We start from the raw sequence: 14021 nt of genomic DNA on the forward strand, positions 1-14021 counted from the left end.
GAAAATGGATTAAGAATGAAAAATAAAATATTACTCGGCTTGGGTTTGACGACTGTTGTTGTCGCAGGCGTTGGTTACATAGCAACTAAACCCTATTTTGACGAAAAAGCTCGAATAGAATTATTGGCGGACCAATTAGAGTCACGGATTAATACGCGATTTAATGATGGAAGTAAGTGGAGATACCGCTATTCTTTTGAAATACCTAAGAACCCGAAGGTTGGGGATTGGAATACTGAGAATGTTAAGCTCCCTCAAGTGTTGTTTTCTATCGAAAACCGAAAAGACAAATCCAAGGTCAGTTACTGGGCATTAAACATTGATGGTACTAACCCTCAATTGTTGATCCCTGAGGGGGTATTGCCGCCTGCGCCCAATACTGGGATTGATTATGCTAAATATATGTCACGATCGCCAAACGGCCGCTACCTTGTTATCCCTCAGAAAAATAGTACTGTGTTGTATGATGTAAGTAGTGGTGAAATAACTGAAATTAGTGAGGTATATGGCTCAACTCGTCACGATATTATGTGGGATACAGACAGCACGCAAGTCGTCGTAAAAAAACGAGATGAACTTCTGCTGGTTAAGCTAGACACAAAAGAGGTAGTTAAATTTACCGATGTGAATGGTTCATGGGCAGAGTACTTGACTTCTTTTGCCAAGCCTTATATGAGCCAGTCAGAGCAAGCTATCTATTTTAGTTACGAACCGGGACTGGCTGGGTTTGGCTGTAAAGGCAGGAAAGAAGAGTACCTCGAAACTTTTGGTGAGAGCGATGTACCCAAATGCGGTAATACATTTGTGTTTGATGCCCAAACCTTAAAACTGGTAGATCGCGGTGATTTTACTCCGGATAGCTACGATTGTAATGTTTGGGGCGGTACGTATGGAGATGGCTTCTATTGCCTCGGAGGTGCGGCATACCGTTCAGGAAGACCATCTGAAAAAATAGGCAACTTCCCTGCTACGGTCGATCTGTTGGCTTTTAACGATAGTGATATGTGGTTCGTACCTGTTAATGGTCGAAATATAAGACGCGTGTTACACCAGCCAAATGAGAATAGCCCTACGACAGAAATGTTATACCTTTACGGCGCTAAAGGTGTAAAAAAATCTGCGTTTGGTTTTGGCTTTAGCCGTTATGTGATTGAACATAAAGAGACGGATAATTGGAGTGAGTCACTCTACCCATTGCCAACCTACGCTGACCTAGAAAAAGCTAAAGCGGTACTAAAGGAGCGTAATCATGGCTAGGGCTAAGATTGAACAGCACTCTCTCTATTTAATGGGGCAATTAGTCGGACCAACTGGAGATGCAATTGACGGTAATGGGCTTTATCCATTACCTGGCTTTGCGCTAGCCCTACCAGAGCTAGCAGTTGTTCAAGCTGCGGACGGTAGCAGCAGTAAGAATGAGTCACCATTATACTTCAGTGATTCATCAGGTCGGCTACAAGGTTGGAATTCCAAGGTTCAATCCGTTAATGAGCTTGTTGGGAACAAGCTTGCTTCTACGCCACTTTTGATTTCTAGCACGACAGATAAGTTAAAACCCATCTATATTCCACCTTACTTAATTCCCGCTGCGGTAATGTCTGAAAATACAACTTGGCCGGAAAGATTAGCTAAATTAGCTAAAGAAGTAGTCACCTCGCAAGGAAAAGAGATCCGCTTGTCCTCCGTAGAAGACTGGCAAATCAAAGATGATTTGAGTAAGGATGCAGCCGAGAGGCGATTTTTAGCGCCCGAATTAGCCGAGTTTTTTATCCATAAAGCTGAAGCGGCAGAAGCGCAGTTTGGGCAGAAAAAAGGGGCGTATAAACGCCTGTATGAACAAATTTATAACGGCAACTATAAACATAATTTTCATTATCTGCGCATTCCTCAAGTTTGGACCATCAATTTATTCTTCTCAGCCGACTATTTTGAGGGTGCGGAAGTTACTTTGTCTGGACAGCCGGAAAACTTAATCATCAAAGGGGATGCTAAGGACATTGGCAATAAAATCACCAGCCGAGTGAGGAAGGTAGAATACTTTGATATTGCCAACCAAGCCAGTGACGCCAAGGATGCAGATAAAGTAACCCAATATGTAGCCACATTTTGGATCACGGGCGGTCACCTAGATGATGATGAACAAATTAAGCAATTAGTCCGCTTTGATATAGATTTGAGTACGATTAATGCTTACTTGGAAGACACCCTAGATCTCGAAGATGAAAATCAAAAACGCCAATTGGAAGAGAGTTTAGCCCAAGTTGATGAGTTAAGCCTCCCAAACAATTGCTACTCTTTGTCTGAACAAGTCTTACACCTACCGATTTATTCAATAGCAGGGCGCAGCATCATTGTGTCCGGTGATCCTATATCGGTTGAAGAATCACTGTTTCAACATGCACCAGACACGTTTAAAGGTTGGCTAGATTGGAGTAAAAACCTCCCCTATACCAGCGAAAACAAAGCCGCGAACGGTGTTCAACCATCGATTAATATTCTTAACTCCATTGGGAACTATAAAGGGGTTATCGAAGCTTCAGCGTCAGGCGTAATGGACCCATTCAGTATGACGACGGTCCATAAAGCGTTCAGCGCGGGTTTGAATAAGGAGCAAGCTGGAGATGAACTTTTAAATGCGTTAAAACTCGCGGTCGGTATTGATGCTAAAGCTAAGGGGTTCTTAGATTTTGCGCAAACGCTCAAGCCACCAGCGCAAGGTACACTTGCACCGATTACTGATTTAGCGAGTGCCCTCAACTGGTCAAATCACCTTGGGAATACCTTACCGAGCGTTTATACGATTCCACCAGCGTTACAGCATTTTTGGCATAAGGTTGACGATAAGATCTTAACCCCTTTAAAGCCGGCCGTTCGTGCTATTGAATATGTGCTTGATAAGCCTTTTGGTTTTGCGCAGCTTGTTTCTAGCGGTCTTGAAATCCCAAAAGGTGTTGAGAGTTCTGAGACGGCGTTTAATACCTATATCGATAAGTCAAAAGAATATGGACAGAAAACACAATCGGTTATCTCTACGCTTTCACTGAGTGATGAAAAAGATCGTCAGGTTTTTCTTGAGTCTGAAGCGGAACATAAAAAAGCGCTCCTTGAAGCATTCTCTGATGAAAGTGTACGCCACAGAGTATTACTAAATGGTCAACCGTTGTCACAAAAAAAACAGGCTAAAGAAGGCGAGGCAAGCTATCTCACGCTGTTTTTCGAATTTGATAGTGCGAATGATAAACTTGCCGATTCTGATAAGGACCTAGTAAAAAAAGTGGCAAAGTATCTGAGTGCCACAGAATCGGAAATGTTGTTGAACGTTGAAGGTTATACGTGTGATATCGGCTTGGTGGAATACAACACTAAACTGTCAGAAAAACGTGCTGCAGCGCTCAAATCTTCTATTTTAGAAGAGCTTGGTGCAGATGCTATTAAGTGGGAGCATCGCATTTCTGCGCTCGGGAAAGGCGTTTTTGTTGATATTGATACGCGTAATAGGCATTTAAGCCGTCGAGCGGAAATGAAGTTTTATCTTAACTCCGCTTTTGAATACCCAGCTTGTAGAAGTTGGCTGTTAGCACTTGAGAAAAACCGCCAAAAAGCGGTTTTAGCGGAAATGAAAGTCCATGAGGAGATTTGGAAGTTTTCTGGTCAAGCATTTGACATTGCACTAGGTTTTGCCGCGCCAATGCTGGGTCCGGGAGCGGCTTTGGCATATGGGTTGTATTGGTCAGGTGAAACCTTAGTTTCTACTTTAAATGGCGCAGCAAAAATCCTCAATAAAGAGCTAGAAGAATATAAAGAAAAACAGAAACGTTTCTCTGAATTTGATGTTGTTGGACAAGCGCTACTTTATCGTGATTTGCCCGCGTTCAATGAGTTAAGTGTACTTGGCAAGGCATATATCAAACGTGCTATCGCACTCAATGGGCTGTTACGGTTGCTACTCCTTGAAGCTCAAATGAATAAAGAAACGGCCGCGCCCAATTATGTGTCGCAGTATCACGCGGTTAGTAACTTAACATCAGGGCAAAGAGAACTTGATATTGAAGGTTACATAAAGACCTATCTTCTAAGTGATGATTGGGATCTGGGAGGCACTTGGCTTCCTTCATTCCATCTTGATGAAGCTTGGCTGGAGACAAAGAACATTTATCGCAGTGCTTCAGAAAGTGTGTTGAGCTTTTCTGCTATGACGAGCTATGTTACCTATCGAGCAAAGCAGTCTGAGACGGGGGAGGAAGCGCTTGAACAATCGCAGGTTTATCAGAAATTCTGTCCAATACATACCATAGCTGACTCTAGCTTAACTAAGCTAAAGTCTCTATTAAAAGCCCCGGATTTATCTAAGTTCGATAAGTCGATGTTTTCAGAACATATAATTTCAGTTAAGGTCGGCGACAATTGGCATCCGCTTGAAAAACTAGTCAATGAAGGTAAGACAATTTCACCGACTATGCCAATTAGAGTACTTGTTATTCTAGATATGAAAGACGAAACGCTGACCAAGTTCAAAGAAGAAGGTTTGCTTACTCTTGTGCCTGTCGGTGTTAGACCAGTGAGACAAAATAGGTTTTTTGACGATTTTGGATCTTACACTACTGAATATGTTCGTGAAATTGCACTGGAATCATTAGTTGAAACTGAGAGGGCGTATTTAACAGAAAAACAAATGTTGGAGACGGATACGACACTATACGGTGTTGTTGTAAGTCCTACTTATTACTTTGGATGCAACATCATGAGTGGCATCAAGCCTATTGCTGATGACTACGGTAGTAAAGAATGGAAGTCCGTGTTTGGTCAGGTGGATGAGCAGCAATCAGCGGCTTACGTAATGCGTTACTTGTTAGAGGTTGGTGTACCAAATGTCAGTAAAACGGAATCAAAGTTAACATACAAAAGAGAGCTCGTATTTAAAACTCAAGACGATAAGGTGATTACTTCTAGCACGAATAATGCATCCATCTTTAATTTAACTATGTCTAAAGAGCATGAGTTCTTGTATGAGAAGACTTTTTTAGCCAGAACGGAAAAAAAGGTCGTCGAGTATCCAGAGCTATTTTCAGACGTCAAAGCAAACTTATATATTTATGACGCTAGCGTTAAGAGTCTGATCCCTGGTAGTGAGCACGATGATAAAATGGAAGCGATTGGTTGGACGAAGAAGCAGCCATCTTATGATACCTCTGAAAAAGCAACCAAACTGTTGCTCATCGTCAGTACAAAATCTGTTGAAAATGTTGAACAAACACTTGAACGAGGAGGATTTGATCCTCACCGTTTACCCGTGGACATTCGTCTGAAATCAAACGACGCAGAAGGCTTCTACAATTTTGAACATCAAGACATCGACTTGTATCCATTAGGAAAGGTCGAAGTGAACCTTGAGAAGAAAGAGGTGTCATTCAAACCTAAATCAATACCGCAAAGCCTGAATAACGTATCGGATCATCTTTCTATCAATATGAGTAAGCTTGTAAGTGATCTCGTGGTTAAGGATGGTAATTTATTCGATTTTACGCCTGACTTTGTAGATACTGATTTATATGCAGTCGAAATTTCGTTGAAGTACACCAATGCAGCAGGAAAAGAGATGGTTGGCTTACGACCGTTTATTGCGCGCACAAACGAAAAGCCGTTTATTAGCGTCGACATAGATGGAAAAGCTGGACTAGCTTTAAATGCCTCATCACAGAAGCTTCCTGTAAGAGTTGTTGGTACAACAGCGCCAACTTTGTTCAATTCAAGGGAGATCCACTACAACGCAAAATGGTATGAAATGAATGAAAAGGAGTTTAACGCCATTTCTGAATATACTGCGGGAACGACTAATGATGCTGATTCCAATGTGGCAAATTCAACTCGTAGCAAGATATCGCATAAAGCTACCCCTTTGAGTGTTTGGATGAATGCGGAACCTCTGATGAAAGATTACTCTTCAGCTAAGGAAATGCCTCTATCGAAACAACGAGAGCAAATACTTAAAAAGTGGTTGCTTGATGGAAAATAAGAAAAAACCGCCTTCGGGCGGTTTTTCTTTTCTTATCAATTAAAACAGAAGTTAGAATTTTCCCGTTTCCCCATCAACCCGCCGCAGAAATATCGTATTTCTTCATCTTGTGATTGAGTGTACTTAACGGCAGTGACAGTTGTTCAGCCGCTCGTTTCGTGTGCCAATTACAAGAGTTTAAGCAGTCAATAATTACGGTACGTTCGTATTGGCTGACGACCTCTTTTAGGCCAACTGCGACATCGTCATCTCCTAGAGGTTCAGGTTCAAACGTGGACTGAACTGCCGATGTAACTGGAGTAATAACTTGATGGTGTTCTATCTCTTCAGGGATCTGTTCACCAAACTCAATCTGAGTAATGGTTTCGAAATCGGAAAGCAGAACCGAGCGCTCGATGATGTTCTTAAGCTCGCGCACGTTACCGGGGTAGGTGTAAGTAAGTAGTTGGTTTCTCACATTAGCACTCAATCCTGGTGATTGAGGCAACCCTAACATCGTCGTGGTTTGCTGCACAAAGTGCTCGGCGAGTGGGATAATGTCCGCTTGTCTGGATCTCAGAGGTGGTAAGGTGATGGGAAATACGTTCAAGCGGTAGAATAAATCGGCCCTAAAGCCTCCGTCTTTAATCTGCTGCATTAAGTTACAGTGCGTCGCGGCAATGACTCTAACATCCACTTCAATCTCTCTGCTGGCGCCTACAGGGCGAACTTTACGTTCTTGTAGCACACGTAGAAGTTTAGCTTGAAGTAGCATTGGCATATCGCCAATCTCATCTAGGAACAGGGTTCCACCGTTTGCTGCTTCAAATAAGCCAACTTTGTCCTTGTCTGCACCGGTAAATGAGCCCTTTCTGTGCCCGAAAAGTTCGGATTCTAGAAGTTGTTCAGGAATTGCGGCACAGTTCTGAACGATTAATGCTTGCTCAGAACGATTCGAGTTTTCGTGAATGTATTTTGCAATGACTTCTTTACCCGCACCTGTCTCGCCTCTTAGTAAGACGTCGACAGGCAGAGAGAGCACCTTATCAAGTCGGCTCAATACATTGACCATCTCTTCACTTTCAGCGATCGGGCCTTGATAGGTTTTCTTTGTCCGCTTTTTTAGCTGAGTATTTTCACGAACCAAAGCTTGGTTGTCGGCGCTTAAACTCTTAATCACTTGTCCATATTGCTCTAACCAAATGGCATGGCGAATATTACTTGCCGCCATTCGGCAAAACTCGGTAAGTGCGGTTTCGTTATCGATAACGCTTAAATCAAGCAAAACCAACAATCCAATGGTTTTGCCCTCATCATCAATCAATGGCCAAGCAAGTAAGTTATTGCTTTTTAGACCTAACGTTTGCTCGGTTTGATAGATACCTTCGCAGTCATAACCATTGTAAGTGTATAGCTCATTGATCAAGACAACTTCGCCGTTACGTACGGCGAAGTTGAATGGGTCAGCTTCACTTACTGTGTCTAACTGCAGTGGCTCCCAAGGATGTGAGGCGATGACTTTTTCATGGTGATGCGCGGTACTTGGAATCAAGGCTTGACCGGTTTGGTCAAGCACGTAAATGATGCCATGTTTCGCGAAAGTCATTTGCCTTGCTGCTGTGAGAACGGCATCCAAAGTTTGAGCTAACTGGCTGCGATCAGCCAGAGATTGGCTGATCGCAAGTAGGGCGTTACTAAGCTCACTATGGTTAGCTGAACGCATAGGTTAGAGTTCCTTGCTCGTCCACAGAAACGTCAATTTGAGTATGTGAATCATCCTTGTCATTCACCAGTAGTTGAGTCGAAAGCTGCGGCAATAGTTGACGGTTAATAACGGCATCAATATTTCGAGCTCCCGTCTCCGCAAGGCGGCAGTTGCCTAATACGAATTCCACTAAGTTATCACCATAGCAAAGTGCCAGTTTGTGGTGGCTTTGCAGGCGCTCAGACACTTTCATCAGTTTATGATGGATGATATCAGTCATTGCTGCGTCTGAAAGAGGAAGGAATGGCAACACGGACATACGAGCCAACAAGGCTGGCTTGAAGTGTTGATTCAACGTTGGGCGAATGGCTTCAGCGACGATATTGGCATCAATGTCTTTCGCTTGGTGAACCAAAGACTCAATCTCATGAGTCGCAAGGTTACTCGTCATGATGATGAGCGTATTTTTGAAGTCGATGGTACGACCTTCGCCATCATTTAGTGTGCCTTTGTCGAACACTTGGTAGAACAGGTTGAGTACTTCTGGGTCTGCTTTTTCAACTTCATCTAAAAGAACAACAGAGTAAGGGCGCTGACGTACTGCTTCGGTTAGCATACCGCCTTCGCCAAAACCAACATAGCCAGGAGGAGAACCAATAAGGCGAGACACAGTGTGTTTCTCTTGGAACTCAGACATGTTGATGGTGGTCATGAAGCGCTCACCACCAAACATTTGGTCGGCGATAGCACGAGCGGTTTCTGTTTTACCTACACCACTTGGGCCAACCAATAAGAAAACGCCTGTTGGTGCATCTGGGTTACCTAATCCCGCTTTTGCGGTTTGAATTCCTTCAGCAAGCGCATCAATGGCAAATTCTTGGCCTTTAATGTTTTGAATTAGGTTTTGCTTCAAGTTTAAGGTCGCTTGCGACTCATCTTGAAGCATTTTTCCCATAGGAATGCCTGTCCAATCAGATATCACATGACTAATTTCGTCGGGACCCACTTCATAGTGAACGAGCGGATTGGTACCGCGCACGTTATCTAAACGTTCGTTACAAGACTGAATAGCTTCACGAGTCTGCTCTTCAGAATATTCATGACAATTTGGTTTGTCACTTGTTAGTGCGTCATCGTCTTGAACCGTATTGTCAGCTTTAGGAGCACTGTCTTCTTCAGTTGAAGGAGTAGTAAGGCTATAAAGATGGCTACGCAGTTCAATGATTTCTTGAATAAGAGATTGTTCTTTTTTCCATTGAACCTGAAGGGTAGCTTGTTCTTCGGTGGCCTTTTCTATCTTCTCTTTTAGCTCAGGAATTAAAGCGGCACTGTGTTTGTCACCAGTTTGCTGCTGTTGATCACGCTCCAGAGCTTCGAGCTCGCGGTTCGCAGCCGCAATTTCTTGATGCAATGTTTCAACAGGTGCCGGTGTTGCGTTAAGGCTAATATTGACGCGAGCACAAGCTGTATCTAACACGTCGATTGCTTTATCTGGCAGTTGACGTCCAGTGATGTAACGATCAGCTAAGTTTGCTGCGGCAGTAATTGCGTCGTCACGCACGTATACGTTATGTGATTTTTCATAGGCTGGCCTTAAGCCTCGGATGATCAATGCGGCTTGAGTAGCCGATGGCTCATCGAGTTTTACTAGTTGGAAGCGGCGCGCCAGAGCTGGATCTTTTTCGAAATATTTCTTGTATTCAGACCATGTGGTGGCGGCAATTGTTTTTACTTCACCACGTGCTAGAGCGGGTTTAAGTAGGTTGGCAGCATCGCTGCCTCCAGCTTGATTGCCTCCCCCAACTAGCGTGTGAGCTTCATCTATAAATAAAATGATTGGAGTCGGTGAATTCTTCACTTCGTCTAGTACTGCGTTAAGGCGTTTTTCAAACTCTCCCTTAACACTTGCCCCCGCTTGAAGTAAGCCCATGTCTAGGCCGTATAGTTCAACACCTTTGAGGCAGTCTGGCACATCTCCTTCGGTAATTTTTAATGCAAGACCCTCTACCACCGCTGTTTTACCAACTCCCGGCTCACCTACGGCGATTGGGTTATTTTTTCTGCGTCGCGCCAATATGTCGATTATTTGTCTGATTTCTTGATCACGGCAGAATACTGGGTCGATCTCGCCCTTTCTTGCTTTGCCGGTAAAGTCGGTGGTGAATTTACTTAATGCCGAACCATCTTCACGTGCGTCGGTTTTTTCTGATGTCGTTGCTAAAGATTCTAGAGAGTTTGTTGTGAGTTCAGAAAAATTACGCTTTAAGGTATCTGGGTTTACACCGTCTAAGATTGAAGCGTAGCCGTGCTGACCATAGCGTAGTGGGTTACTCACGAGTGTAAGAAGTAGGGCACCAGAGCGAATCTGAGTCTCGGATAGATCTAAAGATGAGACCAACCAACTTTCTTGAAGCCATTCGATTAAAAGCGAAGAAAAAACGGGCTTGCTGCCGTTGCCTGTTGTGTTGGTATCTAAAGTCGAACGAATGGATTGTCTTAAAATGGTCTCTGAGCAATCGAAATGACTTAATAAGATATCAAAATCACTATTTGGCCTTTCTAATAAGCTTAATAGATAGTGTTCAATTTGCACTTCATTGGCTTTTTCCGATACGGCTAATGCAGCGGCATCCTCTAAAGCGACTTTTACAATAGGGTGAAGACGTTGTATTAAAGAGGAAAGGTTTATATTTATCATTTTAGTTCTATTAGTTATGTATATGGGATGCAGCAATTATACTAAAATTGATAACTGGTTTTTTATTCGGTGATGAATTTACTATTGTTTATTGGTTACTTTTATTGTTTGTTTTGGCTTTTTATCTGACTAATATTTAAAATCCCGTTCAAAATAATAAATAGTCTAGGTGTTATGATTTAATTACTAGTTTTTTTGACTTTATTTCTAATCTTCGAGATAGTTATTTTGCCTTTGTGTTTTAAATTCAATTTATTAGTACCCACGTTCAATAAATCGTTTTTCTAAACAACAAATTGTTGTTAAATATAATATTTATAACGGGTCATTTTTTGTAACTGACTGTATTCGTTGGTTTTATAAAGTTGGCATGATGTTTGTATTAGCTTAATCAGTCGCGGTGATAAGCGATTTGGTGAATTAATGAATTATAAATTTTAAAAAGGAAATATCGATGCCAACTCCAGCATATATGTCTATCAATGGTGAAACTCAAGGTCACATTACTAAAGATACTTACTCTGCAGATTCTGTAGGTAACACTTGGCAAGAAGCTCACGTTGATGAGTTCCTAGTTCAAGAACTTGATCACGTACTAACAGTTCCACGTGACCCACAAAGTGGCCAACCAACAGGTCAACGTGTTCACCGCCCTGTAGTAGTAACTAAAGTACAAGACCGTTGTTCACCTCTGTTATTCAACGCATTAGTGTCTGGCGAAAAGCTTCCTGAGTGTGTAATCCGTTTTTACCGTACTTCAGTACAAGGTAAGCAAGAGCACTATTACTCAATCAAGTTAATTGATGCACTACTTGTAGATATTCAAACTCGTATGAATCACTGTCAAGACGCTGCAACTTCAGATCGTGTAACTGAAGAAGTACTTAAGCTGACTTACCGTGCAATCGAAGTAACTCACGAAAACTGTGGTACTGCTGGTAACGATGACTGGCGTGCTCCACGCGAAGCTTAATCGCTTTTCGTGAAAAACAAAGGGTCAACAACTGCTGTTGGCCCTATTTCTATTATTAGTATCAGGTAAAAGATATGGTGAATGACGTAGAATTTAAGTTTGAACTGCAAGGCTCTGAGCATGATTTTCGTGTGGAGAGCTTTCAGGTAATCGAAGAGCTTTCAAAGCCTTTTCAAATCAGCCTATCATTACTTTCACTTGATCCTGATATCTCATTTGATGCACTCATCCGTAAACCAGGTAGCTTGACTCTATATGGTCAAGGTGTCAGTTCAGCGAGATGCTTTCATGGCGTGGTTAATGAAGTTCGTTACCTTGGATCGGGTAGGAGATTCTCCCGTTACCAACTGACTCTTGTTCCACAAGCTTGGTTTTTGAGCCAAAGACAAGACTGCCGTATTTTTCAACAAAAATCAGCGTCGGCGATCATCTCTGAAGTTTTAGATGATGCGTCAGTTACTGATTATCGATTAGAGCTGTCAGGTGTATATCCTTCAAAAGAATACGTGCTCCAATATCGAGAGACAGACCTTGAGTTTGTTCAACGAATTCTCGCAGAACACGGAATGTGGTACTACTTCGAGCATACGGAAGCCAACCACACGATGGTTATTGTCGACAGTAATGACGCAATAGCTGAGTTATTGAGCTCACCACTGAACGGGTCTTATTTGGGGCCAATTGTTTACCATGCTGATGGTGGTGGTGTTGCAGACCGCGAGCATATTTCTGACCTAGAACTCGTTAATCGAGTGAAAACTGGCCACGTTACTTACACCGATTATAACTACGAATCTCCGAAGATCCCTCAAGAAATGAGCAGCTCCGGTGAACTCGATGTAGACTTGAAATTATTCGATTTCCCAGGACGTTACGTTGATCCAATGATGGGTCAAGTAAGATCAAATGAATGGATGTCTGAACATGTTGTTGATAATCAGCAAGTAGAGGCCACCAGTAATGTCATGAGACTGGCGTCTGGATACAGTTTTAATATCAGTGAACATCCACGTTCAGCAATCAACCGCGATTACCTTATGTTATCGGTAATGCATAGTGGCCATGACCCTCAGGTTCATGAGGACGAGACTAATGGCCTGCCAACGACCTATCACAATCAGTTTGCGTGTATTCCTAGACATGTTGAGTTTAGGGCTCCAAAACTTGAAGCTCCTTTGGTTGAAGGTACACAAACAGCGGTCGTTGTGGGGCCTGCAGGCGAAGAAATCTATACCGATAAGCTTGGGCGAATCAAAGTTCAGTTCCACTGGGACCGTTATGGCGAGAGCGATGAGCATTCGAGTTGTTGGATTAGAGTTAGCCAATCAATGGCAGCACCAACGTGGGGGGCGGTATACCTACCTCGTATCGGTCATGAGGTGGTTGTTACTTTCCTAGAGGGAGACCCTGATAGGCCTTTAGTTACTGGCGCAGTTTATAACGGGCTTCATTATCCTCCTTATTCGTTACCAGAGAACAAAACGCGTACAACTTTCAGAACTCAAACGCATAAAGGGACTGGCTATAACGAGTTGAGCTTTGAAGATGAAGCTAACCAAGAAGAAGTCTACATTCATGCGCAAAAGGACATGTCGACCAAGGTTTTAAATAACCGCTATCGCGACATAGGCCAAGATGAGTTTTTAAAGGTTGCGCGCCATCAGACGAATGATGTTCACGGTGATCACAAAGAGACCATTGACGGACACAAGACTACCCAAGTTAACAGCACGTTTACTGAAACTGTCGAACAAGATGTATCTGTTACTTACAACGCTAATGAAACTCAATATGTTAAGAACAACTCTGATTTAGAAATTGGAGATAATCAAATTACCAAGATTGGTAAGAATGATGACTTGGATGTGGGTGAAAACAGCAATTTAACGGTTGGTGCATCAAAAAGTTGTGATATAGGAGCCGATGACAATCAGACGGTTGGTGGAAACTTAACAGTCTCTGTTAAAGGAAACACTTCATACAAAGCCGATGGTGCGACCCAGATCATAAGCGGCGACAAGATAGTACTCAAGACGGGTGGGTCTTCATTAGTGATGAATAGTGACGGTTCTATCAAGTTATCAGGTTCCTCAATAACCATCGAAGGAAGCGATAAAGTTGTAATCAAAGGTGGAAACGTGGCGATCAATTAATGATGGAAAAACAAACCCCAATTATACAAACCATCACCGAACAGCAAGCCGAATCGACGGCTTGCTTTTCGCGTTTTGGAACAATTGTATCGATTAACGAAACTAAGAGTGGTGTTCGCGTCGATTTCGAAGGAAATCCGTTGCTGCAGCCAATTAATGCGAGGTTGGGGCGAGGGTTTAAATTAGCCGAGTTGCAACTTGCTATTGATAACAACCTTTCATGTCGTATCGAGTTTATAAATAACGACTTTAACCTTCCGCTAGTTACAGATATCTTTTTCTCCATTGTTGATGACTCAGATGAGTTTGTACTGAGAGCAAATAAAATGGTTATTGAAACGGAACAAGAGTTAATTGTAAGAAGTGGAGAAACAGAAACTCGTTACAGCGGCCGTGATGGTCGAATTACCACCAAAGCCAAATATGTGACTTCTCAAGCTGAGAAGGCACAAAAAATTCAAGGCGGCACCATCGCGATCAATTGATCGTGTTACTAGATT

6 protein-coding genes and 2 pseudogenes are annotated in these 14021 nt (G+C 42.7%); 5 read left to right on the forward strand and 3 right to left on the reverse strand.

The genetic code is table 11. From position 1 onward, the window contains the following. Positions 1 to 15: 15 nt before the first annotated feature. Positions 16 to 1257, forward strand: a complete 1242-nt coding sequence (locus tag AB4185_RS20725) for a hypothetical protein (RefSeq protein WP_372135875.1) — start codon at positions 16 to 18, stop codon at positions 1255 to 1257. After that, the gene (locus AB4185_RS20730; protein WP_372135876.1) at positions 1250 to 6013 is read left to right on the forward strand and encodes an OmpA family protein; all 4764 of its coding nucleotides are present in this window, start codon (positions 1250 to 1252) and stop codon (positions 6011 to 6013) included. Before AB4185_RS20725 ends, AB4185_RS20730 begins: the two co-directional genes overlap by 8 nt. A 73-nt stretch (positions 6014 to 6086) precedes the next feature. On the opposite strand, the pseudogene AB4185_RS20735 reads toward AB4185_RS20730, so the two are convergent. The 3 genes and pseudogenes from AB4185_RS20735 to tssH form a co-directional block, all read right to left on the reverse strand. Continuing rightward, a pseudogene (locus tag AB4185_RS20735) lies at positions 6087 to 6251 on the reverse strand (helix-turn-helix domain-containing protein); the annotation flags it as partial. 83 nt (positions 6252 to 6334) lie between these two features. Beyond that, positions 6335 to 7715 (reverse strand): annotated as a pseudogene (locus AB4185_RS20740) (sigma 54-interacting transcriptional regulator); the annotation flags it as partial. Further along, positions 7702 to 10395 (reverse strand): type VI secretion system ATPase TssH, encoded by a 2694-nt coding sequence (gene tssH, locus AB4185_RS20745; RefSeq protein WP_215919163.1) that lies wholly within the window; start codon positions 10393 to 10395, stop codon positions 7702 to 7704. The pseudogene AB4185_RS20740 and the gene tssH, both read right to left, overlap by 14 nt. A 454-nt stretch (positions 10396 to 10849) precedes the next feature. Here tssH and AB4185_RS20750 point away from each other — a divergent pair, with 454 nt between their 5' ends. The 3 genes from AB4185_RS20750 (at position 10850) to AB4185_RS20760 (ending at position 14006) form a co-directional block, all read left to right on the forward strand. Beyond that, positions 10850 to 11368 (forward strand): Hcp family type VI secretion system effector, encoded by a 519-nt coding sequence (locus AB4185_RS20750; protein WP_012600867.1) that lies wholly within the window; start codon positions 10850 to 10852, stop codon positions 11366 to 11368. A 74-nt stretch (positions 11369 to 11442) separates the two neighbouring features. Then, complete coding sequence (gene tssI / locus AB4185_RS20755; RefSeq protein WP_215919161.1) at positions 11443 to 13521, forward strand: type VI secretion system tip protein VgrG; 2079 nt, start codon at positions 11443 to 11445, stop codon at positions 13519 to 13521. Further along, a complete protein-coding gene (locus AB4185_RS20760; protein WP_054543282.1) occupies positions 13521 to 14006 on the forward strand; it encodes a hypothetical protein in 486 nt (161 codons plus the stop codon). The genes tssI and AB4185_RS20760 overlap by 1 nt, the downstream gene beginning before the upstream one ends. Positions 14007 to 14021: the final 15 nt, after the last annotated feature.

Source organism: Vibrio sp. 10N.286.48.F5, from assembly GCF_041469785.1.
Lineage (GTDB): Bacteria > Pseudomonadota > Gammaproteobacteria > Enterobacterales > Vibrionaceae > Vibrio > Vibrio crassostreae_C.